The sequence below is a fragment of the Microbulbifer sp. A4B17 genome (assembly GCF_003076275.1).
Taxonomy (GTDB): Bacteria; Pseudomonadota; Gammaproteobacteria; order Pseudomonadales; family Cellvibrionaceae; genus Microbulbifer.
The window spans coordinates 3,140,020-3,165,841 of the sequence record NZ_CP029064.1 but is presented as its reverse complement, the minus strand read 5'-3'; the positions used below and the strand labels follow the sequence as shown (position 1 = coordinate 3,165,841).

Below are 25,822 nucleotides of genomic sequence, written 5' to 3'. Positions count from 1 at the left end.
TTAGTGAAATATTCCCAAAGAGTTTTTGTCGCAGGTCATCGGGGTATGGTTGGTTCGGCATTAATTCAGAGGCTGAGACCGGTAAAAAACTGTGAAGTCATTACTTGCCCACGAGATTCACTGGACTTGACAGATGTTGATGCTGTTTCTGATTTTTTTAATTCGGAGTCGATTGATACTGTTTATTTGGCTGCGGCAAAAGTGGGGGGCATATTGGCGAATAGCAAGCTCCCAGCTGATTTTATTTACCAGAATCTGATGATTCAGGGCAATGTAATCCATCAGGCTCATAAGGCTGATATCCAAAATTTGCTGTTTATTGGGTCGTCTTGTATTTATCCAAGGAATTCCCCCCAGCCGATACGGGAGCAGGACCTGCTTGGTGGTAGGTTGGAGTCGACTAACGAGCCTTACGCTATTGCCAAGATTGCCGGAATTAAGTTGTGCGAATCCTACTCAAGGCAGTATGGGCGTAACTATCGTAGTGTTATGCCGACAAACCTGTATGGACCACATGACAACTTTGACTCTGCAAATTCACACGTTATCCCTGCATTAATATATCGTTTCCATAAGGCCAAAAATGAAGGGCTGCAGAATGTCAGGATTTGGGGGAGTGGTGATGTTCGACGAGAATTTCTTTATGTAGAGGATATGGTTGATGCGTTGGTGTTTGTAATGGATTTGGAAGATCGAGTATATCGATCCGTGACAGAGCCTATGTGCTCCCACCTAAATGTGGGTACTGGGGTGGATTGCACTGTCAAGGAGTTGGCTTATTTAATCGCCGAGATCATTGGGTTTGAGGGAAATATTACATTTGACAGGTCAATGCCTGATGGTGTGTCGCGGAAGTTGCTAGACACCTCAAAGCTATCGAAGTTGGGGTGGGATTCCCAGACTTCCTTGGGGGTAGGGTTAAAGAAAACATACGATTGGTATAGAAGTATTTTGTGTTGATCGAATGTCAGATATTGTAATTTGTACTAAAGTTCTCAAGAGGGGTTTTACTTTTCACGAAACGACAACTTGAGACTTTTTGTGATAAAAATAAGCCTGATAACGGTTTGTCTAAATAGTGCTGACACCATTCGCGACACAATTCTATCCGTGTTGGCTCAAGATTATGCAAATATTGAGCATGTAATTATTGATGGTGGCTCCACTGATGGAACACTAGAGATAATATCTGAGTTTAAAGACCAAGTTGCGGTAGTTGTGTCTGAAAAAGACTCGGGCATTTATGATGCGATGAATAAAGGCATACGCTTGGCGTCTGGCGATATAGTCGGCACAATTAACTCCGATGATATCTATTCTGATAATCGTGTGATTTCAAATGTTGTTAATGAGTTTTTAGTTTCGGGGGCCCAATCTGTCTATGCAGACTTGGAGATTGTGGCTCGCAATAACTTAAGTCAAAGAGTACGTTTTTATGGCTCCAGTAAATTTAGGGTTTCTAGATTTCGCTGGGGCTGGATGCCGCCCCATCCTACATTTTTTGTGCGGCGAGATTGTTATAAAAAGCTAGGCTTATATAAAACCAACTACCGGGTTGCGGCAGACTTTGAATTGCTAGCTCGCTTTCTTTATCGGGATAAAATTAGCTTCAGGCGCCTACCAAAATGCATTGTAAAAATGCGTGAAGGGGGCGTTAGTTCTCAAGGTGTTTGGGGGCGCATTCATCAAAACCTGGAAATTGTCCGAGCTTGCAAAGAAAATCATATCTACACAAACTTTTTCCTGATTCTATTCAAAGTACCTCTTAAGCTGCTCGAATATACTGGAATTGGCCTTACCCAGAGACGGTGAAGGCCAACTCCGTTATTCCCCATTTGATTTTTTGGAGGGCTCCCTCAAGAGAATAGGGAGGGCAGGGCGCCACTTGGCTCACTAGATTCGCTTTCAGGTTTAGCCTTAAGTAGCGAATTAACAATACTTCTCACTTTTTGAATATCCAAAGGGCTGGCCGGTGATTGGTAGATAGAGGCATCCAGTGCAGATTGGAGTTGCCCCAATTCTGGAATGTGCAGCAGCCTTGTGGCCTCAGTTAAACTCTTCCCCTCCAGTTTTGGCCATTTTGCGTAAAGCCACTTGAGTGAGGCTTGCTGGATGTGGCTCGGGTCCTCACTGTCCAATGCTCTCTTAAGTGCGCTGGTTTCACGGTGCAAATCAGGGGCTTGTATATTGTTGTTTGTTATTTGTTGGTTTAATTTGCGCCTCTGAAAGAAAAAGTACAGCACCCACAGTAAGTGAGAGGCAATTGCGATAATGGCCAGGTTGCGCCAGAAGCGACTCACAGTGCTGACTTGTTCAGGGGGGGGGGCTACCTGAGGGGCCCCAGCGGTGGTTTCGTTATCACTGGCTATAGGTGCTGCAGTGCCGGAAACAGAGAAGCGGAATGACGGTAGTTGAGTGGTACGTTGTCGTTGGGCTTTGGTGTCCCACCAGGTCACTGTGATCGGGGGTAGCTCGTAGTCCCCGGGTTGTGTAGCCACTATCGCAGTAGTCTCTATACGACTTCCTGTTACGCCATTGGGGCCAACCTGGTCCTCCTGTTGCGGTTGGTCTGGATAAGTTTTAAGGCCATCTACATTGAGTTTAGGCAGTGGGGGTAGCTGAGCGGCTCTAAGCCCTTCAGCGCGTACGGTAAGGATTCGCGTAATTGGCTCACCCACGGCGAAAGTATCAGGGTCCTGGCTCCAGCTTTGAACTATACCGAGACTGGCTGCCGGTAGCCATTGGCTACCCGAGTAATTGGTAGGCTTTGGTAGTACTTCAATAGATTTTTCCTGGGAGCGGAGCCGAAGTCGCTGGCTGTTGCGATTAAACAGTGAGAAGGGATCCCTGCGTCCAGCGATGGCGACATAGGTCAGTGCGGGGATACTTAGTTTGCCTGAACTGTCTGGAAAAACCGCATAAGTGACTTCATAGACTGCATGGCTGACGCCATTGAGCTTGCGTTCATATCGCTGCTCATCCACTTTTTCTGCATGGGCACCGGCGATCTTAAGGGGTTCCGTCGCGATATCGTGTAAGCCGATAGTGGTGAAAAGGCGAATTTTCACCAGCAGTTGCTCCTGGACATAGACCTCCTCCTTGTCGAGCGTCACCTCCAGGAATGCTTGTTTTTCACCGCCGTTGGGCCCGCTTTGGGCCTCGGTGACTGTAACGGGAACCGCATCGGAAACCTCCCCCTGGAAGTTAAAAGAAGGGATAAACAATTTTCCTTCCCGTTTGGGGGCTAGGGCCAGTACCCACTCGACAAAGCTTTCCGCACGTCCATTAATCACGCGGTATTGGTTGGACTGCTGGCGAGAGAGAATATCGAAATCCTGTTCCAGTAGTGAAAAGTCCGGTTGCCCGCCACTTTTATCCCCTGAATAACGCACGCGTAAATTGACTGTCTCATCAATTCCAATCTTATCTCTATCTACCGTTGCGCTGAGGTCGCTTGCTAAAACCGATGTCGACACACAAAGCGCTATTGCAAGAAGCAGCATAGCGAAGACATGGCTGAGCGGGAGGCCCCAAAGTTTTATTCGGTTGTTGGTGAATGCGTCCATAGTCTGTTTTGAAATCAGTGTCCTTGAATCCAGCGACATTGCTCTGCTGCTCTCTACCATCTCTGTGTTGCCCCGTTTTCTGGTGGCTCCCATTCCCCGCTGCGATAGGCGCGGCGTCTTTGCAGGCTCTCGTATTTGAACTTCTCGCGCATCAGGCCGGCTGGATCATCGGGAATTTGACGGAGCCATTGGTCCAGAGCTTGCTGGGTTTCCTGGTCGAGTGGGCTTTCCTCTGCGCTTGTAGGTTGCGATTCCCCTTCCGGCGGTTGTTCTTCACCTTGTTTCTTACCTTGTTGTTGCTCGCTTTCCTGCTCTTCCTGGCCCTTTTCTTGAGGGCCCTGCTGCTCTTCACCTTGGGGCTGTTGCTCTGAGGATTCCGGTGAAACAGAGGGCTGTTGATTGTTGCCCTGTTGCTGTTGTTCACTGGACTGTTGCTCGTTGTTCTCCGCTTGCTGTTCCTGGTTTTGCTGTTGTTCCTGACTTTGCTGCTGGCCTTGCTGGCCTTGCTGGTTCTGTTCCTGCTCGCTCTGCTGTTGTTCGCCGGATTGCTGCTGGGATTGCTGCTGTTTTTCTTGCAGCTCTTTCAGCTTTTCAGCAATCTCCCGATTGTGTTCGGCATCGGCAAACTGGGGCTGCTTTTGCAGGGCTTCATCGTAAGCTTCGATAGCTTTGTCGTAGTCACCTTGCTGTACCAGGCTGTTCCCAAGGTTGTACAAACTCTGGGAGTTACCGCTTTGGGCGAAATTTTCCTGGGCTTCTGCGTAGTTGCCCGCGCGATAGTTGGCAGTGCCTTTCCATTCGGGATTGTGAAACTCTTGTGCGGCCTCTGCTGGTTGTCCTTCTTCCAATAGGCGCTGGCCTTGCTGGTCTTTGCGTTGCCATAAATCCTGCCATTCAATAGCCTGGCTTTCATTTGGAACTCCAGTTAGCAGCAGTACGGGCAGGGTGCATGCCAGGGCTCCCCGGCGGAAGAGTAGGGCCGCGAAAGGTAGTATTAACAGGAGCAATAGCGGCCCCTCATCCCGCCATTGGTCGAACTCCCTTTCCGTCAATTGCGCTTGTTGGGGGCTGCCAGCTTCTGGCAGCAGGTAGTCGATATCGCTGTCACTTACTGTGATCTTGGCAAAGCGTCCCCCGCTGGACTGGGCAAGCTGACGAAGTTCACCGGTATCGAAGTTGGAGATGACGATGGCGCCTTTGCTATCGGTCACAAATCCGCCGGTATTTCCTCGAGGGATTGGGCTGCCCTCTCCACTACCCACGGCTAGTATGCTCATTTCGACTTTTGCACTGGACAGTGCCTTGGCCACTTCATCGGCGGCCATAGGGTCTATTCCATCGGTAACGGCGAGCAGCTGTCCTTGCCCGGCAGCTCCGTCTTTTAACAGTCTAATTCCTGTGTTGACAGCCATTTCAATATTGCTTCCTGGGACCGGCATAATTGAGGGCGATAGCGCTGGAACAAGGTTGGCGATGGTGGCCGTATCCTCGGTAAGAGGGGTGACGACATGGGCTTCTCCGGCATAGGCAACGAGTGCGGTGAGGCCGTCCTTTCTCTGTCGCAGGATATCCAAAACCTTTAGGCGGGCGCGGGTCAGCCGGTTGGGGGAGAGGTCTGTCGCCATCATGGACGGCGACAGGTCCAGCAGTATTACCAGGGCATCCTGGTTGCTATATACCGGAGTCGGCAGCTTGCGCCAAGTGGGGCCCGCCAGTGCGATGATCATTGCGGCCAGCAGTGCAAAGATTAACGCAAATAGCCAGGGCCTTTTGCTTCCACCGCGCAGTAAAAGGTGGGGGAGCAAGTCCGGGTCGATCACCTTTTGCAGTTGGGCGCTGTTAAGCACCATTTTTGCCAGTCCCCAGCATAGGAGCGCTGCGGGGAGCAGCAGCCACAGAACGCCTGGGCGCAGGAAGTGAAAGGACTGGAGTAGGTCGAGCATACTCACTGGGCCTGACCTCCGTTAGTACGACTATCTTCTTCACGCTTAGCGGGTAGTTGCAGGTTGCTTACCAGGGGAACCAAAGCCCAAATGCCTGCAAGTAACAGGGCGATGCTGAGGGGCCAGGTAAATAGGGACTTCATCGGCCGGTAACTCTCCGCCTCTTGTTCGACAGGTTCCAGCTTATCGAGTTCGGCATAGATTTCTGCCAGCTCTTGGGGGTTGTGTGCGCGGAAGTAGCGACCACCGGTTTTGTCGGCAATCTCCTGTAGTGTCTTGCTGTCCAGGTCTCGCGATGGGTTAATCCTGCGGCTACCAAAACGACTCCCCAGAAGTCCGGGTTGGACCATCTCATCGGCACCAACACCGATGGTATAGACAGTAATTCCCGCTTGCTGTGCCAGTTCGGCGGCTTTGAGTGGGGAGACTTCTCCCGCAGTGTTGGCACCGTCGGTGAGCAGTATCAGTACGCGTTGGTCTGCGGGGCGCTGGGTCAGGCGTTTGACCGATAGACCAATAGCATCCCCAATGGCAGTTCCCTGTCCAGCGAAGCCGATCTGTGCCTCTTTTAGTAGAGTTTCTACAGTTTCTCTGTCATAGGTGAGTGGGGCTTGCAGGTAGGCGCGAGTACCAAACAGTACCAGCCCCAAACGGTCACCTTTGCGCCGTTCAACAAAGTCACCAACCACCTGTTTTACTGCATTGATACGCATCGCCGGTCGCCCATTAATTACCATATCGGGTGTTTCCATACTGCCTGAAATATCTACGGCAATAAGGAGGTCTCTTGCGCTGCTGGGTTGAGATACCGGCTCCCCATACCATCGGGGACGTGCTGCAGCACTGATCAGAAGCAGCCAGATCAGAATTAGCAAAAAGAGATTGAGCAGATTGCTTTGTTCACCGCCGCCGCGTTGGGATAGTTCCGAATAAAATGGCACCTTCAGGGCACTGCTCATTGGTTTGGAGCGGGGTAGCAGCCAGCGGGCGAGCAGTGGGAGTGGGGCTAAAAAGAAAACCCATGGCCAGGCGAATTCAAACATGCGCTGCCTCCCCGCCCTGGTGTTGTGGGCGGTTTTTGGTGGGTTGTCCGTGTTGTTTCACCCATAAAATGGCATATTCCTGTAGCGCTCGGTTTTTGTCCGGGTCACAGCTGCCGCGATAGAGGTTTTCAAGAAGCGCTTGCTGTGCATCGATAGGAAACTCAAGCGGGGCTGACTTTTTCAGGAACTCTATCCATGCTGTGCTGATAAGGTTGCCGCACTCTGTACGGCTATAGGTAGTAACTGCCACTCGCTTAAGTATTTCATTAATCTCTGGCACCGCGCCCACCTGTTCAACATCTACTGTGGCGAGCAGTGAGGCCGCTTCTAAACGGTAGCGATTGCGCTCAGCTTTTTTGCGTCGCTGCCGCCACCACAGGGTGGCTGCGACCAGGCAGGCCAGAATTAATACGGCCAATATCCACCAGCCCGGAGCGGGCGGCCACCAATTAACCGCAGTGGGCTCCTGTATATCTCGGAGTTGCGATAACAACTCCTGGGCCTCTGGTGAAGGCGCTTGTGGAGCCGGAGATTGCATTTGTTTTGGCAGAAGGCTTCCTCTTATCACGACTGACCCTCAATTAAATTGCCAGTGCGTTTTGCCTTCGCTCCTTCGCTCGCCTGAATAATGGCGGTCAGCTTTATCTGCACTTTCAGAATCATTACTACTTGGGCCTTCTCGTATTTTGCCAGCCGTTTCTTTGCCGCGAGCCATAGACGGACATCAGTGCCGGGATAAGCGGCTGGGTATTATCAAAGTCCAGCAGCGGCAGTCGATAACGCTGGCATAACTGCTCAACATCGGCTCGGGCGCGGGCCTGCTTTTCGGCAAAATGTTCATGTACCGGCCGATTGCCGGAATGAAGGAATGTGCGCTGGCGGCCGTCAGATATGGTGAGGGATTGGCCGGGCAGATGTTGCTCCAGGGGGTCCGATATCCTCAGTACCTGGAGGTCAGCGTGCCGTGATAAAAGGTAGAGTGGCTGTGAGCAGGTATCGTCGAGATCGTGACAATCACTGATTAAGAAGAGTGCGCTACCGGGGCGCGCGATTCTTCGCGCTTCCTCGAGTAGAGTTTTTAGTGATTGGCTGCCCTTTTCGGGGATGGGGCTGCTCAGTTCCGCTGCACGCGCAACTGTATTGTGAATCATCGAAAGCACGGCGTGGTGGCTGCGCCGCGGGCGCACTGTGTCTATTTCCTGGTCGGAAAAAAGCAGTGCTCCGATTCGATCACTGTGTTGTAAACCAGCCCAGCCCAGTGCTGCCGCGATGCCGCTGGCAGTTACCGATTTAAACGCCCTTTGGCTGCCAAAAAACATAGGGGAGCGTAAATCCAGCAGGATAACCACCGGACGCTCCCGCTCCTCTTGATATAGCTTGGTATGGGTTTGGCCGGTCCGAGCTGTTACGCGCCAATCAATTGAGCGTACGTCATCTCCAGCCTGGTAGTCCCGCACTTCCTCAAAATTCATACCGCGACCGCGATAGCGAGTGAGCAGGCTGCCGGCCTGATCACTGCGGGCCAGGCGCGGCTTAAATAATTGCAACTGCCGTGCGGCGTAGCGCATTTGTACCAGGGGTGTTACCTCGGGGTAGGCACCGCGCAGGTCGAGTTCAGTAGGGGGTGCTTCAGCGGCCATCAGATCGCTGGAACCTGTTGAAGTAAACGTTCAATTACCTGGTCGGTAGTAATTCCTGCGGCTTCTGCTTCAAAACTTAACAGGAGGCGATGGCGTAAAATATCCGGGGCGACATTCATCACATCATCTGGAGTGACGTAGTCGCGCCCTGCGAGCCAGGCATGAGCTCGCGCGCAGCGATCCAGTGCAATTGTTGCTCTCGGACTTGCACCAAAATCTAGCCATGATGCCAGCTCGCTGTCATACTTCGCCGGCTCGCGAGTAGCAATGACAAGTTGGACAGTATAGGTTTCCACGGCCTCAACCATCTGCATTTCCAGAATTTGGTTGCGGGCCTGGAGAATGGTCTCCTGGCTGATAATTTCAGTGGGGCGATTTTCGCCAAGGCTAGCCTCGGATCTGGCCAGGCGCAGGATTTTTGCTTCCGCCTCCGCATCGGGATAGGCAAGATTTACCTGCATTAGAAATCTATCTAATTGCGCCTCTGGCAGAGGATAAGTCCCTTCCTGCTCAATAGGGTTTTGGGTAGCCATTACCAAAAATAACTGGGGAAGGGGATAAGTTTTTCGGCCGACACTGATCTGCCGCTCTGCCATAGCTTCGAGCAGCGCCGACTGAACTTTGGCTGGCGCGCGGTTAATCTCATCGGCCAGGATCAGGTTGTGAAACACTGGACCTGGCTGAAAATGGAACTCTCCGGTTTCCGGCCGGTAAATGTCGGTGCCGGTAATATCCGCCGGAAGCAGATCTGGCGTAAATTGAACGCGATGGAAGTCACCCTCAATAGCTTCGCCCAGTGTTTTAATGGCCTTGGTTTTGGCCAGGCCTGGCGCTCCCTCCACCAAAAGGTGGCCATCGGCCAGCATGGCGATCAGCAATCGGTTAACCAATCTTTCTTGACCGATAATCTGCTTTTCCAACCAATCGCCCAATGCGGCGATATGATCCCTAATAGTCTGGTTCGCTTCCATAGTATCTCTTCTTCTGAGAATTTAGCCGCCGCACGGACCTGGCTGGCTTTCTACCATCTATATATAGTCGCCGCCCAGAAGGTGGCGACTGTTGATTTTAGCGGCACCAAATGGAGAGGCAACTCTTGAGCCAATGGCCTCTGGTGAGCCGACTGGATTCTGAGGTGGAATGGACTTCTCCTCAATGTCTGACTGAAGTGTAATTTTTAGGACTCGACCCTGCAGCTGCGTATGGGCTGAGATGATGATCTTTTCGGATTTACAGTGTTTGGATTCGATGTGACAAAAATGAGATTGGGAGGTTCCCCGTGAATATGGCGACGGTTATTACCGACAGCCGTGAAGAATTGGTTGCGCAGGTATGCGAGCTGATTCGTGACAAGCTGACCAGCGAGGCCGAACCCGTTGTGGCTTTTGCCCAACATTTCCTCAACCAGTACCCCTTGGAGGATCTGGCCGGTCGTCGTCTTGTTGACGTCTATGGCTGCATATACACCTGGTGGAACTTTATTCAGCAGCGTCCGGGTGGCCTTCCCAAAGTAAAGGTTTTTAATCCCCGTCTCGAGGACGATGGATGGCAGTGCTCTCACACAGTGATTGGTGTACTTCAGCGTGATATGCCTTTTCTGGTGGACTCCATTCGTATGGAGATCAATCGGCGAAATACGGTAACTCATTCGATAAAGAGTACCGTGGTTCGCGTCCAAAGGGATGCCAAGGGAAAACTGACGCGCCTGTTGCCGCCAGAGGAAGAATTGCTGGGTGAAAAGCCGCAGCCAAAAGGCAAGAGCATCTCTAATGAGGCGATGATTTATGTCGAGATTAATCACGACACTTCATCGGAGTTTGCTTCGAGTCTGATGACGGGCCTGAAAGACGTGCTCGGCGATGTTGAACTGGTCGTAGACGACTATGTCCCCATGCTGGAGACATGCAGTGCGATGGAGGGGCAGTTGCAGGCGGGCCTTCCGGAGGAAGATACCAATCTATTGGAAGCCAGTGCATTTTTGCAGTGGATGCGTGACGGTAACTTTACTTTCCTGGGATATCGCGAATACGAATTCAGTGTTGTTGGGGATAAAAAAATTCTCAATGAAGTAGAGGATCGCAGGCTCGGTATTTTCAAAAAGCTGGAAGAGGCCGCGCCTATGCTGGAAACTTCTTTCAGTGAGGGCAAACAGCGTTTCTATCAGGGGCCGAATTATCTGACATTTGCCAAGTCTTCGGTAAAGTCGCGGGTACATCGCACGGCTTACTCCGACTACGTCATGATCAAGCGCTACAACACTGATGGTGAGGTGATCGGTGAAGCGGCATTTATGGGGCTTTATACCTCGCCGGTTTATACTGAGAGCCCGGCGAAAATTCCGATTATTCGCCGTAAGATGGCATCGATTATTGAATCCAGCGGATTCTCTGGGCAGGGGCACGATGGTAAAGCCCTGCGCCGGATCCTCGATACTTTTCCACGGGATGAGCTTTTCCAAGGCAGCACCAAAGAGTTGTTTGACGTGGTAATGGGGGTGCTGCAATTAAATGAGCGCGCGCACCTTCGCCTGTTTATGCGCCGTGACCCCTTCGGTAAATTCGTTACTGCCACGGTATACGTTCCCCGGGAACTGTTTAACAGTGATGTGCGCGAGGTTATTTGTGCGCATATTGCCAAAGCGATCAATGCGAAAGATTCGGATTTCACCACTTTCTTCTCCGAGTCCATCCTCGCGCGGGTGCATTTTGTTTTCCGCGTATCCCCCGATGAGCCTGTCGATTTAGATGTCGCGCTGCTGGAGGCGCAAATTGTGGATATTACCCGCTCCTGGGAAGATGTTTTCCAAAGATCACTGATTGAAAATAGCGGGGAAGAAGAGGGCAGCCGACTCTATCGCACTTTTGGACGAGCTTTCCCAGCCGGTTACCGAGAGGATTTTGAACCTCGCATTGCCGTGCAGGATGTTGCAGCCGTTCAGAGCCTGAGTGAAGAAAACCGGGTGGCAATGAGTTTTTACCAACCGGTGGGAGCAGCTCAGGGCAGCCTGCGCTTTAAAGTATTTAACAGGGGCAGCGGACTGACTCTGTCCGATGTGATTCCAGTGTTGGAAAATTTGGGCTTGCGGGTTATTGGTGAATTCCCTTATACCATTCGACCCCGTGGCTATACCGATGTCTGGATGCACGAGTTTCATCTGGAATTTGGCCTGCCTACCAAAATTGATGCACAGGCATCCCGTGGACTTTTCCAGGATGCGTTTGCGGCAATCTGGAATCATACGGCGGAGAGTGATGCCTTTAATCGCCTGGTGCTGGCAGCCCGTCTTAACTGGCGAGAGGTGTCCATGCTTCGCGCCTACGCGCGCTACTTGAAGCAAACCAAGTCTGGTGCCAGTCAGAGCTATATTGCCGCTACCCTGGCAAACCATGTCGATATCACCCGCAATCTGGTAGCTCTGTTTAGGGCGATGTTCGATCCTCGTTTAAGCACCGGCAAGCAGGAGCAGCCCCGTGTCGAGCGCTTGATCGCTAAAATTCACGATGGTTTGGATACGGTTGATAACCTGAATGAAGATTTGGTTCTGCGCCGTTATTTGGAATTAATCCTGGCGACCCTGCGCACTAATTTCTTCCAGGTGGACGGTGAAGGGCAGCCCAAGGACTACATCTCGATAAAATTCAGTCCTCGCGATATTCCCGGCATTCCAGAACCCCGCCCGGAGTTTGAGATTTTTGTTTACTCTCCGCGGGTGGAAGGTGTGCACTTGCGCGGCAGCAAAGTCGCTCGTGGAGGCCTGCGTTGGTCTGACCGTCTGGAGGATTTTCGTACAGAAGTACTGGGCCTTGTAAAAGCTCAGGCGGTGAAAAATGCGGTCATTGTGCCCAGTGGTGCCAAAGGCGGGTTTGTCGTACGCCGCCCACCTACCGACAGCAGCCGCGAAGCCATGATGGAAGAGGGGATTTCCTGCTACAAAACCTTTATCCGCGGTCTTTTGGATATCACTGACAACCTGAAAGATGGCGAAGTTGTACCGCCCAAGTATGTTGTCCGTCGGGATGAGGATGACCCCTACCTGGTAGTAGCAGCGGATAAAGGGACGGCGACTTTCTCCGATATAGCCAATGGCATTGCCGGTGAATATGGCTTCTGGCTGGGCGATGCGTTTGCCTCCGGTGGCAGCCAGGGTTACGACCATAAGAAAATGGGTATTACAGCCCGCGGAGCATGGGTATCGGTGCAGCGACACTTCCGTGAGATGGGGGTCGATGTGCAGAAAGAGAACTTCTCTGTTGTCGGTATTGGCGATATGGGCGGTGATGTTTTTGGTAACGGCATGTTGTTGTCAGAGCATATCTGCCTGAAAGCAGCCTTTAACCATTTGCATATTTTTATCGATCCGAATCCGGATGCAGAGTCCAGTTTCAAAGAGCGTCAGCGTTTGTTCGAGTTGCCCCGATCAAGCTGGAGAGATTATGAGCGCAAATTAATCTCCAAGGGCGGCGGCATCTTCGAGCGTCGGGCCAAGGCCATTGCTATTACGCCCGAGATGAAGGAAGCGTTTGATATAAAGCAGGACCAACTGAATCCTAATGAACTCATCAGCGCCTTGCTGAGAGCGCCGGTGGATTTGATCTGGAACGGCGGTATTGGCACCTATGTTAAAGCCACCACCGAGACTGATACGGAAGTCGGGGATAAGTCCAACGATCATCTGCGCGTTGATGGTCGAGAGTTGCGCGCCAAGGTCTTTGGTGAGGGCGGCAACCTGGGTATGACCCAGCGTGGACGTATTGAATTTGCCCTTAATGGTGGGCGCTGCAACACCGACTTTATCGATAATGCCGCGGGCGTGGATTGTTCTGACCATGAAGTAAATATCAAGATCCTTCTTGATAAGGTGGTTGCGCAAGGTGATTTGACGGAGAAGCAGCGTAATGAATTGCTGAACGGTATGACCGATGCAGTCGGTGAATTGGTGCTGCACAACAATTACGAGCAGACTTTTGCCCTCAGTGTGGCGGAGTATCAGGTTGCCAAGCGCCTGGATGAGTACCGTAGAACCATCAACACCTTGGAAGACGACGGCCGACTGAACCGCGCATTGGAGTTTATCCCGGACAATGAGCAGATTTCAGAGCGCGAACACAAGGGGCAGTCGTTGACTCGCCCTGAGTTGTCAGTGTTGATTTCATACGTGAAAGTCAAATTGAAAGAAGAACTGCAAAATGCGCAAATTACCGACAACGAGCGGGTGCGTTTTGCGGTTGAGTCCGCATTCCCGCAAAAGTTGGTAGAGCGCTATCGCGACCAGGTCTATGACCATCCGCTGTTGCGCCAGATTGTGGCTACCCAGGTTGCCAACGAGATGGTTAACAGTATGGGTATCACTTTCTACAACCGGATCAGTACTGCTACCGGTGCCGATGTCAACGATGTGACGGCCGCTTATGTCAGCGCCCGCGATGTGTACAAAATGTACGACTTTCAGGAGCAGCTTGCAGCCCTGGACTACAAGGTGCCAGCGGAGCTGCAAACGGAGCTTCTGAACGCCATGATTGGTCGGGTGCGCCGGGCAACCCGTTGGTTCCTGCGCAACCGCCGTAATGAATTGGAGCCGGCTAACAATTGTGAGCTGTTCCAGGAGCCAGTACAGCGGGTTATTAAAGCGCTGCCGCAGGTCTTGAGTGGTGAGCCTCTGAATGAGTGGGAGCAGCGTTACCAGAAACTTCTGGAAGCGGGAGTGCCAGAGGCCCTGGCTCTGCTATCGGCGTCCCCCACCTACCTCTATTCAGCGCTAGGTATCTCTGAATCGGCGAGAGCCAGCGATACTCCGGTAGAGGAAGTTGCCACGGTTTACTTCAGGCTTTCGGATGAGCTGAACCTGCACTGGTTTGGGAACCTGATCGTGGACTTGCCGGTGGACAGCTTCTGGCAGGCCCAGGCTCGGGAAACCAGTATGGATGACCTGGATAGTCAGTTGTCGACGCTGGCGGTGAACATTCTCCGTTTGGGCAAGGCTGAAAATCTTGATGTAGAGGGTGCAATGTCCCGCTGGAGCGCTATCATGGCGCCCGCAATTCAACGCTGGCACAATATGATTGCTGAACTGAAGTCTGCTTCTGTCGGCGACTTCGCCATGTTCACTGTAGCTTTGCGTGAGCTTATGTATCTCGCAAATGCCACTGCGGACCGGGAAACCCTGGCAGAACAGTAGCGTAATAGAGTCCAGGGGCCGCTCAGAGGCCCCTGCAGAACGGTCACCACAATAGAGAGCCCCCCTGTTCACTTTGAAGGGTTCGTCTCCCCACGTAAGGAAAGGTATGTATTCAACACTGCGTAAAGCCCTGTTTGCGCTTGACCCTGAGCGGGCCCACCATTTGTCGATTGATGCCATTGGCGCGGCAGAGCGCCTTGGCTTGCTGTCTCTGTACAAAAAGTCGGTCCCGGATGATCCGGTTGAGCTGATGGGGCTCACCTTGCCCAACCCGGTCGGCTTGGCCGCTGGTCTGGACAAGAACGCGCAGGCCTTTAATGGTTTCGGGGCCCTGGGCTTTGGGTTTGTTGAAGTGGGCACTGTGACACCGCGCCCCCAACCCGGCAATCCACTGCCGAGGCTGTTTCGGGTGGAAGAGGCCGATGCAATTATCAATCGCATGGGCTTTAACAACCTCGGTGTTGATTCCCTGATTCAGCGGGTGAAAAAGCGTCGCTACAGTGGCGTTTTAGGTATCAATGTGGGCAAGAACTTCGATACTCCGGTGGGAAAGGCCGCCGATGATTACTGTCTGTGCATGGACAAGGTCTACGGTTACGCCGACTACATCACCGCCAATGTTTCCTCTCCTAATACCAAGGGGCTTCGTGACCTGCAGTTCGGTGATGGTCTTAACCGCTTGCTCGGCAGCATTAAAGACAAGCAAATGGAGCTGGCACAGAAAAGTGATCGCTACGTACCTGTGGCTGTCAAGATTGCCCCGGATATGGAAGGCGATGCAGTGGCGCAGATAGCCGAGGCACTGTGCGAGTACGATATCGATGGTGTAATCGCAACCAATTCGACGATTGATAAGTCCTCTGTTGCCAAACTGCCCCATGGTGACGAAGAGGGAGGTTTGAGCGGCAAACCCCTGCGGAGTCAATCCACTAAGGTCATTGAGCTGCTGTCGAAAGGGCTGAGTAAGCAAATCCCGATTATTGGGGTTGGCGGTATTTTTGACGGCGACAGTGCCGCAGAGAAAATTCGTGCCGGGGCCACCGCTGTGCAGATTTACACCGGGTTTATCTATCGGGGGCCTGAATTAATTCGTGAAGCGGCAGAAGCCATCGCGTTGGAGCGCCGTCGAACAATTCAAGAGCAGGTTGCTGATTAATTGGTGATTTTTGGAGTGGGGGCTTAGGCGACAAGCCCCCATGCCATCATTAGATGGTGCTCCATCCGTCGGGGTATTGAATGTCGGTTGAAACGGCGCCATAGATCTCCAGTTTTTGCGCCTTTGTCACTCTGTCAAAGCCATTCCAGTAGTCTTCCCGCCCCTCACGCCAACCGTTGATCCACTCCTGATGAGGATCTTCTTCGACAAATGGGCAACTATCCATAGACTTGTTGTTCAGGGCTGCCAAATAGCCCTTGTAAAATGCCCTGTCGGCGTGATTTCGTTTTTGGCGTTTCATCGTATAAGGCACCTCTACTTTGTCTATCTGTGGACAGATTATCGGCAGGTTCGCAAACGGTTCTATTTTTGGGTGTCTCCCAATTAATTTTAGTGAATTAAATGCACCTCTGAACGGACCTGCACGGTCCACCTCAGTAAAAAGAGTAAAGTGGTTGAGCGGGGATCGGAATATGCCATTACAGTTCTGTACCCATCGTGCCGGGGTGACTCATGGGGCAAGTAGTATTTGACGGCAGGGCGTGTTCTCTTCTGCCACAAAGTGGGATAATCGTCCTCTTTTAGGGCAAAGCTCTAGTGCTCAATTTCCCTGGGTAAGGGAATGAGAAGTCTTTGCCTCCGGATTTTATTTGTGCGAGATGATGGCGCAGACTTTTTGCTGGCACCTTTAGGCAAGAGGTCTTTGGCGATGCACAAAATTCCTCCAAAGGAGGAAATTAATGAGTAAGTATTTTGACAGATTTACAAACTGAAGAACTTGAGTTTACAGCTACCTGCCCCAAGGGAATAGAGGGGCTACTCGCCAATGAATTACGTGAACTGGGTGCGGAGTCCGTGCGGGAGCAGCCGGCGGCAGTGTATTTTTCCGGTACCCTCAAGCTGGCATACCGCTGCTGTCTGTGGAGTCGCTTGGCCAACCGTATTCTGTTGCGCCTGGCGCAGGTGCATATATCCACTGCGGAAGACCTGTACCGGGCGGTTGCTGAGCAAGCCTGGGAGCTGCATATTCGCCCTTCGGGCAAACTCTGGTTGCAGTTTTCTGGAACAAACCGAGCCATTCGCAATAGCCAGTTTGGTGCTCAAAAAGCAAAAGACGCCATTGTCGATCGCCTTCGCCAACAGTTGGGAGCTCGTCCCAGTATTGAAAAGCACCACCCGGATTTGACAGTAGCCCTGCGCTTGCACCGGGATAAGTTGGATATCGCGATCGATCTGAGCGGCGATAGCCTGCACCGTCGTGGATACCGAACCCATATTGGCGCGGCGCCACTAAAAGAGAACTTGGCTGCAGCCCTGCTGCTGCGCGCCGGTTGGGCAAAAATTGCTGAAGAAGGTGGGGCCCTGCTCGATCCGATGTGTGGTTCGGGCACTATTCTGGTTGAGGCCGCGATGATGGCTGCCGACATAGCACCAGGGCTGATGCGGGATAGTTTTGGTTTTGAGCGCTGGTTGAACCATCAGAGCGACATCTGGAATGAGCTTCGCGAGGAGGCGTTGCAGCGTCAAGGCATTGGCCTGGCTCGTGAACTGCCAGAGATTCGCGGTTACGATGCCGATGCGAAAGTGCTGTTTGCGGCCGAGGCTAATATTGCCCGGGCTGGACTGGAACGCCAGGTACGGGTGAGTTGCCGCCCGGTAGCAGGGTTTAGAGTGCCGAGTCATAGGGAGGTCAAGGCGGGATTGGTTTTGACAAACCCACCTTACGGAGAGCGCTTGGGTGAGCAGGAGGCCCTGCGAGAGACCTATTTTGAGCTGGGGCGGCAATTAAAAGCTGAATTTCCGGGCTGGTTGGTCGGTGTATTTACCGGCAACCCGGAACTCGGTTATGCCACTGGCTTGCGCTCCCACAAGCAGTACCAGCTCTACAATGGCAGCATTCCCAGCCAATTACTGATGTTTGAGGTTCGGGCTCAAGGTGGGGCGGTCGTGAGTGAAGACACTGGGCCGAAGCTTTCACCCCAGGCGGAAATGGTAGCCAATCGCCTGCGAAAAAACCTGCGCACAACGGGCAAATGGGCGGCGAGAAGTGGTGTGGATTGCTATCGTCTCTACGATGCTGACCTACCGGAGTACGCGGCAGCAATCGATGTCTATAAAACCCTGGATGGGGGTGTTTATGCGCACCTGCAGGAATATCGCCCACCGGCCACTATTGAAGAAGAGAAAGCTCGGGGACGTCTGCGGGACTTATTAAGGGCCCTCCAGTCCGTACTCGAATTGCCCCGCGCCAATATCAGTATCAAAGAGCGCCGTCGCCATAGCCATAAGGGCGGGGGTAAGGGCGGGAGTCAGTACCAGAAGCAGACTGAATCGAGAAAGGAGCTCTGGGTTGGGGAGTATGGCGCTGAGCTGGCTGTGGATCTGTGGAGCTACCTGGATACAGGGCTTTTCCTGGATCATCGCCCGGTGCGCAAATACCTGCGAGAAATTTCTGCCGGTAAAACATTCCTGAACCTTTTCTGTTATACCGCCAGTGCGACGGTCCAAGCGGCTCTGGGTGGTTGTAAGCAGAGCACTAGCGTCGATATGTCGCGAACCTATCAAAACTGGGCGGCACAAAATTTCCGTGCTAATGGTATGGACCCTTATCGCCATCAGTTGGTTGAGGCCGATTGCCTGCAGTGGCTTGAGTCTGCCCAGCAGAACAGGAAAGGCCATTATGATTTGATTTTCCTGGACCCCCCGAGTTTTTCCAATTCCGCCAAGATGAGCGGTGTATTGGATGTCCAGCGGGATCACGGCAAGTTGATTCGTCAGTGTATGTCCCTGTTGTCACCCCAGGGGCGCCTGGTATTCTCCAACAACTTGCGCAGCTTTAAGATGGATGAAGAAATTTCTAGCGAATTTTCAGTGAAAAAACTGAGTCTTCTGGATAAGGATTTTCAGCGCAACCCTAAAATTCATAATGTTTGGGAGCTGCAGGCAAAGTAAACTTGCAAAAGGGGGGCGGCCTTTAGAGGGAGTTTTGGTAAGTAGGCATAGAGCCGGCTTCGTTTTTAGATCAGTCGGCCCCTTACTTTATAGTTAAAATGCTTGATATGGTGTGTTTGGCCGGCCACGAGCTTCCTGATGTTCATTGTGTTCTGGAATTGCATAAGCCGTGCCACTGCACTCAATAAATTCTAAGCAACCCGCAGAAACTTGTGCAGAGCAACCTTCGACAACTATGGCGTTCCCGCCAAGGTTGTGGGTTTTGATTTTTAGTAATTTTTTAATGTTTTCTGGCCTGGGTTTTTCATCAGAGGATGAGGCTTGGCAGCTGCTTGCAGATACTCTACCCAGTAGAGTCCCATTACTTCGATGAACCTCTGCGAAAGAGTATTCTTTTATCAGAGTGGACTTTACTTTACCGGAGATGTATTGATCTGCGTTTGTTCGGAGTTCTATACCGCTACAGCCGGTAAGTAAAAATAAAGAGATAGCGAATATCAATCGTTGCATTGAAGTTCCTTCTATTATTTTAGTTAGGTCTTATTGATCAAGTTCCATCACAACACGTATTCCGACATCCTTAGAGCGTGCTGTTTCATTTAGGCCTTTTCGATAGTCAGAAGATATTTTGCTAGAGGTGTCGCGCATTGAACCGCCTTTCACTGTGTGAAGCTGGCAGCCGTTAATCTTTACCGCCGTAGCAATGGTTTTTGTGGGGTCGTAGCCTGCCTGGTAGCAGTCCTCCACCCACTCAGCGACATTCCCCGCCGTATCAAAAAGGCCAAATGGATTTGCTTGATAATGTCCCACGGGGGCTGTACTGATGCTGAACAGTTTCGTGAACTCGCTGGAGCAACCTCGGCGACAATTGGCTTTTCCCCTTGCATCATTGGAAGCCCACCAATATGGATGTGAGTTGCCTCCCTTGGCAGCGTATTCCCACTCAGCTTCACTGGCCAGTCGGTAATGCTTGCCAGATTCCTTCGACAACCATTTCACATACCTTTGAGCATCCCGCCAGGTCACATTGATGACAGGTCTGTCGCCGCGTCCCCAGCCGGCATCGCTTGGCTTGGCGCTGCCAGTAGCCTCGGCAAAGCGATCGTACTCGGCAAAAGTGACTTCATAAATAGAGATGGCAAAGTCCTGCTTGACCTGCACTCTGTGTGCGGGGCTGGCCAATCGCCGCTGGTTACTGCCCATAGTAAAGCTGCCGGCTCCCACGGCGACCATTTTGGGTCCCAGGCCACCGGAAGAGAGTTCAGACTGAAACCTCTTGCCAATAAAGTAGGCACGCTCCAACTTAACCTCTATTTCCAGGTTCTTTTCCTCTAGTAGGACCCATTGGCGAGCTTTGCTGAAGCCCGGCTTACTCACTTCGATATCGTACCTGCCAGGCTTTAGTGCAATGCCTGGCTGGTATCGCGGAGTTATATTCATAACCCGTACACGGGCGTCAAGGGGTTGCGTGTTGATGGTCAGGCTGTACAGCTGGTCTTGGCTCTCGATTTCTGGCTTTTTGGGCTGAAGTGCGGTCTCTTCTGAGGGCTTTCTATTGTCACTTTCAATGGGTGCTTTGTTACTGGTGGTGGGTGTCAGGGGTTGTAGGCCTGGTGCAAGGAGCGGCTCTTCTTGCGCAATTTTTTCCTGTTTATCTGGGTTGGAATCCTGCGGCTTTATTGGTTTGGATTTTTCTGTTCCATGAGAGGTTTCAGAGACTGCCTCCGTCTTTTCACTGTCAAGAAGCGAGGTTGCGGTAAATTCGGCAGCGCTGTCCAGCACTGGTATTCCCAGCAGCCAACCCGCCTTGTAATCAATAACGCTGTACAGGCCCCAGGTTGTGGTGAGGCAGAGAGCAATTAATGTACTCGTAAGCCAGGAGCGCTTGTGCTTTGTTGGCTCGGCGAGGAACTGTCGCAGGCGCACTACTGTGTCTTGCTCTTTGCGTTCTGGCCGCTCTGATGTTGCTGTTCCTTTCCATCTGGCTGCAATGTTTCCGAGCCGGCCTGTCACACTGCCATAGATTGTCAATATCAATGCTTTTGCCAGGCTGGCGCTGTTTAAGGATGAATTGTTGAGCTGGCTAATTTGATTTGCGGGCTTCCCGGCGAGTGCTGCGACCAAGTCATCTGCGGCATCGGCGATATCCAGGCCACGCTGGAAACGTTTATCCGGATCCTTGGCCAGAAATCGATCGAGCAGAGGCTGATAGAGTGCGTGGCGGGCTGGTAGTCTTGGTATTGGGTCGGTCAGGTGTTTAATCGCTATGGCGACGGCTTCATCTGCCTGGTAGGGCACGGCCCCTGTGAGCATTTCATAGAAAACAACCCCGAGGCTGTAGAGGTCGGCACGACCGTCAACCGCTGCTCCACGCGCTTGTTCCGGGCTCATGTAGTGTGGGGTGCCCACAACCATGCCACTATTTGTCATGCGGGTGGTTCTAGCAATAGCTCGGGCCACTCCAAAATCGCTGAGCACGGCCGATCCATCTTCACGAAACAGGATATTTTCCGGTTTCAGGTCTCGATGTACATAGCCTTTGCTGTGGGAATGGTCCAGGGCCATGGCGACCTGGCGTACCACATTGAGCGCTTCCAGCGGCTCCAGTCCACCCTTACCCAGCCGCTCAGAGACCGAGCCCCCGGGCATATAGTCCATTGCGATATAGTTCAGGCTACGATAGCGGCCAATGTCGTGAATACCGACGATGTTGGGGTGTGAAAGCTGTCCGACGATATTCGCTTCCCGCTGGAATCGTTCGCTAAAAATAGGATCAGCATTCAATACTGGTGACATAACCTTGAGTGCAACCTGCCGGCCTACACTGCGCTGCACAGCTAGGTAAACCGAAGACATCCCGCCCTGATTGATCTTCTTAAGGATGCGGTAGCCCGGTATTTGCAGTGAGGAGGTACCGCTATTGACGACTTCCATTTGTGCTTTCCCTATTTCAAAGCAGGAATGAAAGTCCGTAGGCAGCTGCGCTGGCTAGAGCGACTGCAAGTAGGAGAATGAGGGGGCGATATTTTCTGGTTGTGGAGCCGGGTGGGTTGGGCTCTCTAATTGAATCAAGGGAAGTGGTGGGGGAGAGTTGTGCCGCAGCCGGAGCATCTATGACCTGAACGGTGACGTTGTCCTTTCCTCCCGCATCAAGCGCTGCTGCAATTAGAAGTTCTGTGGCCCTGTGGATATCACTGTTTTCTGCCAATATCTGAGTGATTAAATCAGCTGGTACTTCAGAGCTAAGTCCGTCGCTGCAGATAAGTAGCCTCTGCCCTGCAGCCCAGCGATAGGATACCCGGTCTACCTCAAGCTTGGGATTGGTACTACCGCCGATACATCGAGTAATGACGTGTCGGTTGGGGTGGATGGCGGCCTCCTCAGAGTTGATAGCGCCCGAGTCCATCAACATCTGTACGTAGGAGTGGTCACTGGTAAGTTGGGTGAGTTTTCCTTTACCCCCTCCTGGAGCCCACAGATAAGCGCGGCTGTCGCCTACCCAGTAGATATGGAAATAGTCGCCTTCTTCGGCAACAACGACTGCAGTGGAGCCCATATTGGCTGCAGTTTGCTCGTCACCCAGTAATAAAGCATGCGCTTTTTGCAGGGCGCGCTCATAGTGCCTGTCAGTTTCCGCCGATTTTTGGATTTCTTCAACAACAGTTTTGCTGGCGAGTTCACCAGCATGGTGACCGCCCAGGCCATCGGCGACAACCCAGATGCCTTTGTCTTCAGCAGCCCAATAGGCATCTTCGTTCTGTTCACGTCTATAGCCGGTATGGGTGGCGCCGGCACTGCGTGTAGCATCTTTGCTATTCTGAACTGTCCCGCTGTGCCGTGATACTTCGCGTACTTTGGCTTCACTCACTGGCGTGCAACTACCTGTAATTTATTTTGATCTTTCTAACGGTGACAACCCTCCGGTAATCACACGCCTCTTCCCTGCTGCGCTTTCGGCTTACTCGGGTTGCCGATCGCTTAAGTTAGGTCATCGCTGAACTCAATGTGTTAAATACTAGACCTTTGGGGCATTTTAAGCTGCAAACCGAATCACACGCTAATGATATTGCCCATGATAAACTCAACTTTACCAGTAAAAGTGAGCGTTTCGGCTGCTTTTTAACATTAGTTAAGCTCACTGTCTTCAATAATCGGACAATTTTTACACGTCCTTTATGGCTTTAGGAGCGGCTTCGATGCTCAAACTTTGTGATGTAAATGATCTCGGTCAGAGCGTCTGGCTGGTATCTCCGGGAGTAACTGTGGGGCGGGCACAGAGTAGCGACTTGTGTATCGCGGATGATTCCATTGCGAAGTCGCATCTGAAAATCGCAGTTGATGGCGATACTCTTACTCTGCACAATTTATCGGGTGCGGCCCGTATACTGCTAAACGGCAAGTCAACTGGTACTCCCTGCCAATTAAAAATAAACGATCAGATCAAAGTGGGCAGCCGTTTACTTCAGGTGATCGATCCCAAGGTTACTAAGCTTAAATCTGATTCCCCCAGGGCAACATCCAGCAAAGGTATTGCCTGGGCGCTGCGGGCCAATCACCGGGCTATTGCGGGAAAGGTATTCCCAGTGAAGGAAAGCGCAGTAGTAGGGCGTTCTGATGAGTGCGACATTACTTTTTCCCTTTCTCACCTTTCTCGCCGTCATGCCCGTCTTGAGGTAAGAGAGGGTCTGCTGTTTGTTATTGACCTGGGTTCGGCAAATGGGACTTTTGTCAATAATAGAAAAGTGAGCGAGAGCCGGGTGCGCAGAGGGGATGAGCTTCGATTCGATACTTTAAGTTTTTCGATTGTAGGTCCGGCTGATGATAATAACCGTACGGCCGTACGCCCGGCTTTACCGGAGTTCGAGATGCGCAGTGCACCATCCCTTCCAGGGGAAGCGGTTACAGTTCCTCACGCAATACAACCCAGCAGTTTGCCAGAGGAAGAGGTGGAAGATAAGCCAAAGGCCAAAGGCAAAGTCTGGTTGTTGGTCACTGTTTTAGTGTTGGGCGCTGCCGGGTACCTCTGGGGCACTAATCAGGGTTTTATTGGGTGAGCAATATGAGAGAGCTTTTACTCTACACTACTTTAGGTTGCGGGTTGTGCGAAAAAGCCAAAATTGAAATTTGGCCCGTATTGGAAAAATTTAATCTGCGCCTTCGCGAGGTGGATATCGCTGAGGACGAAGCACTGATGGAGCGCTTTTCGATCCGTATACCGGTGATTGGCCTGGGAGACCCTGAGGATGTCTGCTCCTGGCCGTTTGACCGGGAGCAGTTGCAAGACTGGCTGGAAGCGCGGCTTTAACTCACAGCCGGCTCGCAGCCTCGCTCTCCCGCAGCATTTGTAGTTTTGTACCACTTCGGTAGGCGTAAATTACCGAGTAGGCGAGTACATTTTGCACATAGTTACGAGTCTCGCTAAACGGGATAGTTTCAATCCACACATCATATGGCAGCTGCTTGCGAGTCTCTTTTAGCCACCTCGCCACGCGGGTTGGTCCAGCATTATAGGCGGCGGCCGCTAGAAAGCGGTTGTTGTCAAAGCGGTTGAGCAAAGTGCTTAAGTAGAAACTGCCCAGTGCGATATTGGTACTGGGGCTCAACAGATCCCAGCTGCGACGGTAGCGTACGCCTGCTCTACGCGCTGTAGCTTTTGCTGTGGATGGAAGAAGTTGCATTAATCCCAGGGCGCCGGAGCTCGATTTTGCATCGTGGCTGAAGTGGCTCTCCTGGCGTGCCACGGCGTAAATTAAGTAAGGTTCCAGTGCGGAACTCTGAGCGCCGACCTGTTTACTGACATCTTGAACAATATCGGAAAATGCGAGAGGGAAGCGCAGTTCCAGGTCGTCAAGGTAGTCAGCCGCAAGCACCGATTGAATTGATTTATGGTACCAGCCCCAGGCGCTGGCGACCTTTCCGGCTGCCAGCAATTCCTGGTGGTCCATGGTCCGCGTGGCATAACTCCATTCCCTGCGAGCGTGGAAAAGTTCCCCTATCGCCTGTAATTCGCGAGCTCTCTGCAATTCGGGACGCTTGGCCATATCCTGCACCTGGATTGGGGTGATTGGCGCTGGCCGGTGCTCAAAACTGTATTGCTGCCCTAAAGTGTCCGCTGCGAGGAAGCCGTAGTAACTGCGGTTGCGAGCGGCTTTGCGATAGAGGTGAGAAGAAGCTTCCGAGCTTCCTTTGCCGTACAGCTCCTCCAGACAGCGGGCCTTCCAGTAGATCCAGCGGTCGAGTTGCTGCTTGTCTTCCGGCAAACGGTCAATCCAGAAGGCGACCTGCTGCCAATTTAACTCGCGCAGGGATTGCCTGGCGAGCCACTCGATGGTGCGGCCGTCTGTCACTGTGTGATGTTCAACCAGTTGCTGCAGTCGCTGCATATTATCCTGGCGGGCAAATTGTCGCGCCAAATGCTTGAACATGGCTTCCTGCTGGGCATCGGAAAAAAGATAACTGGCCTGATAGCGATGCCAGGCAGTTTCAGCTTTGACGGCGTCCTTTTTTGCCAGCTGGTGTAGGCCGTGCAACACAATATCGCGATACTCCAGTGGGTTGTAGGCGAACTGGGAGTGGGTGAGGAGATTCTGTGGGTTGCGATGAATCGATCGCAAAAGTTTGGCTTTCTGTGCTAGGGCTGGAGTCATTTTTTTGGCGATATAACGTGCCAAATCGAGGTTGCCCTCCTCGACTGCCAGCAGGTGTCGCTTCCAGGCGAGTTCTTGGGTCAGGCCTCCGCTCTTCATCCACCGGGCAAAAACCGGATCACACTCCTCAACTTGGGATCGCCCGACAAGCCAGAGTTCTGATATCAGCTTCTGAGTTTCTCCCTGGAAACCGTCCCGTCGCGATAGGGCATCGGCGTAGTAGCAGCGGAGAGAGGCGCGACTGTACTGTTCAGGTTGGTAATAGCGCAGGAAAGTCGCATATTTCTTCTGGCTGCCGAGTTGACGCAGCAACCTGACCATCATCCAATCGCCGATGGCTGTGCCTCTATTGTTTTCTAAAAATTGATCAATTTCTTCTAAAGGTAATTGGTGCAGTTTTTCACTGAGCTCCCAATAGTCAATATAAGCGGCAAGTGGATAATCTTTCAGTTCAGCTTTGAGCGTCCGCAGGTGCCGTCGGTCCTTGTTTTTGATCGCCTGCCGGGACTGGTGCAACTTTTGTCTCTGTGCTGCACGATCACTTTCGGACACCTCCGGTGCCTTAAGGGTTGCCTGAACTGGTTGTCCATATACGGGCAGAGCTCCAAAGAGATAGGCGATGATTAGGGCGGAAAGAAGCGCGATTCCTTTTGCGTCAGCTGACATCTCAATTACCTCAGTTGGACATGTGTTTCCAGCT

The 25,822-nt window shown here is 52.1% G+C and carries 18 protein-coding genes; 7 read left to right on the top strand and 11 right to left on the bottom strand.

Annotated features, from left to right (window positions below):
* The first annotated feature begins 3 nt into the window (after nucleotides 1-3).
* Together BTJ40_RS14065 and BTJ40_RS14060 are read left to right on the top strand one after the other, a co-directional pair.
* The gene (locus BTJ40_RS14065) at nucleotides 4-960 is read left to right on the top strand and encodes a GDP-L-fucose synthase (RefSeq protein WP_108733685.1); all 957 of its coding nucleotides are present in this window, start codon (nucleotides 4-6) and stop codon (nucleotides 958-960) included.
* An 81-nt stretch (nucleotides 961-1,041) separates the two neighbouring features.
* Nucleotides 1,042-1,812: a glycosyltransferase family 2 protein gene (locus BTJ40_RS14060; protein WP_202862813.1), complete on the top strand. Its 771-nt coding sequence runs from the start codon at nucleotides 1,042-1,044 to the stop codon at nucleotides 1,810-1,812.
* A 44-nt stretch (nucleotides 1,813-1,856) separates the two neighbouring features.
* Here the strand turns inward: BTJ40_RS14060 and BTJ40_RS14055 are convergent, their stop codons facing one another.
* The 6 genes from BTJ40_RS14055 to BTJ40_RS14030 all read right to left on the bottom strand — a co-directional run bounded on the left by BTJ40_RS14055 (nucleotide 1,857) and on the right by BTJ40_RS14030 (nucleotide 9,163).
* Nucleotides 1,857-3,605: a BatD family protein gene (locus BTJ40_RS14055; RefSeq protein WP_238152008.1), complete on the bottom strand. Its 1,749-nt coding sequence runs from the start codon at nucleotides 3,603-3,605 to the stop codon at nucleotides 1,857-1,859.
* Nucleotides 3,606-3,619: 14 nt separating this feature from the next.
* On the bottom strand, nucleotides 3,620-5,509 hold the full coding sequence (locus BTJ40_RS14050; RefSeq protein ID WP_238152218.1) for a VWA domain-containing protein: 1,890 nt from the start codon (nucleotides 5,507-5,509) through the stop codon (nucleotides 3,620-3,622).
* A gap of 2 nt (nucleotides 5,510-5,511) precedes the next feature.
* Nucleotides 5,512-6,552, bottom strand: a complete 1,041-nt coding sequence (locus tag BTJ40_RS14045; protein ID WP_108733683.1) for a VWA domain-containing protein — start codon at nucleotides 6,550-6,552, stop codon at nucleotides 5,512-5,514.
* Complete coding sequence (locus BTJ40_RS14040; RefSeq protein ID WP_157954074.1) at nucleotides 6,545-7,120, bottom strand: DUF4381 domain-containing protein; 576 nt, start codon at nucleotides 7,118-7,120, stop codon at nucleotides 6,545-6,547. Before BTJ40_RS14040 ends, BTJ40_RS14045 begins: the two co-directional genes overlap by 8 nt.
* Before the next feature lie 97 nt (nucleotides 7,121-7,217).
* Nucleotides 7,218-8,192: a DUF58 domain-containing protein gene (locus BTJ40_RS14035; RefSeq protein ID WP_108733681.1), complete on the bottom strand. Its 975-nt coding sequence runs from the start codon at nucleotides 8,190-8,192 to the stop codon at nucleotides 7,218-7,220.
* The gene (locus BTJ40_RS14030; protein WP_108733680.1) at nucleotides 8,192-9,163 is read right to left on the bottom strand and encodes a MoxR family ATPase; all 972 of its coding nucleotides are present in this window, start codon (nucleotides 9,161-9,163) and stop codon (nucleotides 8,192-8,194) included. The genes BTJ40_RS14035 and BTJ40_RS14030 overlap by 1 nt, the downstream gene beginning before the upstream one ends.
* A gap of 314 nt (nucleotides 9,164-9,477) precedes the next feature.
* On the opposite strand from BTJ40_RS14030, the gene BTJ40_RS14025 reads away from it, so the two are divergent.
* Both BTJ40_RS14025 and BTJ40_RS14020 read left to right on the top strand, forming a co-directional pair.
* Nucleotides 9,478-14,367, top strand: a complete 4,890-nt coding sequence (locus BTJ40_RS14025) for an NAD-glutamate dehydrogenase (RefSeq protein WP_192879423.1) — start codon at nucleotides 9,478-9,480, stop codon at nucleotides 14,365-14,367.
* 106 nt (nucleotides 14,368-14,473) lie between these two features.
* Complete coding sequence (locus tag BTJ40_RS14020; protein ID WP_108733678.1) at nucleotides 14,474-15,523, top strand: quinone-dependent dihydroorotate dehydrogenase; 1,050 nt, start codon at nucleotides 14,474-14,476, stop codon at nucleotides 15,521-15,523.
* A 49-nt stretch (nucleotides 15,524-15,572) separates the two neighbouring features.
* Here the strand turns inward: BTJ40_RS14020 and rmf are convergent, their stop codons facing one another.
* Nucleotides 15,573-15,824 (bottom strand): ribosome modulation factor, encoded by a 252-nt coding sequence (gene rmf / locus BTJ40_RS14015; protein WP_108733677.1) that lies wholly within the window; start codon nucleotides 15,822-15,824, stop codon nucleotides 15,573-15,575.
* Nucleotides 15,825-16,276: 452 nt separating this feature from the next.
* On the opposite strand from rmf, the gene rlmKL reads away from it, so the two are divergent.
* Nucleotides 16,277-18,475: a bifunctional 23S rRNA (guanine(2069)-N(7))-methyltransferase RlmK/23S rRNA (guanine(2445)-N(2))-methyltransferase RlmL gene (gene rlmKL / locus BTJ40_RS14010; protein ID WP_108733676.1), complete on the top strand. Its 2,199-nt coding sequence runs from the start codon at nucleotides 16,277-16,279 to the stop codon at nucleotides 18,473-18,475.
* Between the two features lie 93 nt (nucleotides 18,476-18,568).
* On the opposite strand, the gene rcsF is transcribed toward rlmKL, so the two are convergent.
* From rcsF to BTJ40_RS13995, 3 genes are read right to left on the bottom strand one after another with little or no spacing between them, the layout of a single operon-like run.
* The gene (rcsF, locus tag BTJ40_RS14005) at nucleotides 18,569-18,985 is read right to left on the bottom strand and encodes an Rcs stress response system protein RcsF (protein WP_108733675.1); all 417 of its coding nucleotides are present in this window, start codon (nucleotides 18,983-18,985) and stop codon (nucleotides 18,569-18,571) included.
* Nucleotides 18,986-19,015: 30 nt separating this feature from the next.
* Entirely contained in the window at nucleotides 19,016-21,409 is a 2,394-nt protein-coding gene (locus BTJ40_RS14000) for a bifunctional serine/threonine-protein kinase/formylglycine-generating enzyme family protein (protein WP_108733674.1), read from the bottom strand.
* 16 nt (nucleotides 21,410-21,425) lie between these two features.
* Nucleotides 21,426-22,343 (bottom strand): PP2C family serine/threonine-protein phosphatase, encoded by a 918-nt coding sequence (locus BTJ40_RS13995; RefSeq protein ID WP_108733673.1) that lies wholly within the window; start codon nucleotides 22,341-22,343, stop codon nucleotides 21,426-21,428.
* A 328-nt stretch (nucleotides 22,344-22,671) separates the two neighbouring features.
* Here BTJ40_RS13995 and BTJ40_RS13990 point away from each other — a divergent pair, with 328 nt between their 5' ends.
* Nucleotides 22,672-23,529 carry an FHA domain-containing protein gene (locus BTJ40_RS13990; RefSeq protein WP_108733672.1) on the top strand — a complete coding sequence of 286 codons (858 nt, stop codon included), beginning with the start codon at nucleotides 22,672-22,674 and terminating at the stop codon, nucleotides 23,527-23,529.
* A gap of 5 nt (nucleotides 23,530-23,534) precedes the next feature.
* Nucleotides 23,535-23,780 carry a glutaredoxin family protein gene (locus BTJ40_RS13985; protein ID WP_108735275.1) on the top strand — a complete coding sequence of 82 codons (246 nt, stop codon included), beginning with the start codon at nucleotides 23,535-23,537 and terminating at the stop codon, nucleotides 23,778-23,780.
* 1 nt (nucleotide 23,781) lies between these two features.
* Here the strand turns inward: BTJ40_RS13985 and BTJ40_RS13980 are convergent, their stop codons facing one another.
* Nucleotides 23,782-25,788 (bottom strand): transglycosylase SLT domain-containing protein, encoded by a 2,007-nt coding sequence (locus BTJ40_RS13980; RefSeq protein ID WP_108733671.1) that lies wholly within the window; start codon nucleotides 25,786-25,788, stop codon nucleotides 23,782-23,784.
* Nucleotides 25,789-25,822 lie beyond the last annotated feature (34 nt).

Bases quoted from the DNA above. Each gene is read 5' to 3' on its own strand.
- BTJ40_RS14055 (WP_238152008.1), bottom strand. From the start codon at position 3,605: ATGTCGCTGGATTCAAGGACACTGATTTCAAAACAGACTATGGACGCA.
- BTJ40_RS14050 (WP_238152218.1), bottom strand. From the start codon at position 5,509: ATGCTCGACCTACTCCAGTCCTTTCACTTCCTGCGCCCAGGCGTTCTG.
- BTJ40_RS14045 (WP_108733683.1), bottom strand. From the start codon at position 6,552: ATGTTTGAATTCGCCTGGCCATGGGTTTTCTTTTTAGCCCCACTCCCA.
- BTJ40_RS14035 (WP_108733681.1), bottom strand. From the start codon at position 8,192: ATGGCCGCTGAAGCACCCCCTACTGAACTCGACCTGCGCGGTGCCTAC.
- BTJ40_RS14030 (WP_108733680.1), bottom strand. From the start codon at position 9,163: ATGGAAGCGAACCAGACTATTAGGGATCATATCGCCGCATTGGGCGAT.
- BTJ40_RS14025 (WP_192879423.1), top strand. From the start codon at position 9,478: ATGGCGACGGTTATTACCGACAGCCGTGAAGAATTGGTTGCGCAGGTA.
- BTJ40_RS14020 (WP_108733678.1), top strand. From the start codon at position 14,474: ATGTATTCAACACTGCGTAAAGCCCTGTTTGCGCTTGACCCTGAGCGG.
- rmf (WP_108733677.1), bottom strand. From the start codon at position 15,824: ATGAAACGCCAAAAACGAAATCACGCCGACAGGGCATTTTACAAGGGC.
- rcsF (WP_108733675.1), bottom strand. From the start codon at position 18,985: ATGCAACGATTGATATTCGCTATCTCTTTATTTTTACTTACCGGCTGT.
- BTJ40_RS14000 (WP_108733674.1), bottom strand. From the start codon at position 21,409: ATGGAAGTCGTCAATAGCGGTACCTCCTCACTGCAAATACCGGGCTAC.
- BTJ40_RS13990 (WP_108733672.1), top strand. From the start codon at position 22,672: ATGCTCAAACTTTGTGATGTAAATGATCTCGGTCAGAGCGTCTGGCTG.
- BTJ40_RS13985 (WP_108735275.1), top strand. From the start codon at position 23,535: ATGAGAGAGCTTTTACTCTACACTACTTTAGGTTGCGGGTTGTGCGAA.
- BTJ40_RS13980 (WP_108733671.1), bottom strand. From the start codon at position 25,788: ATGTCAGCTGACGCAAAAGGAATCGCGCTTCTTTCCGCCCTAATCATC.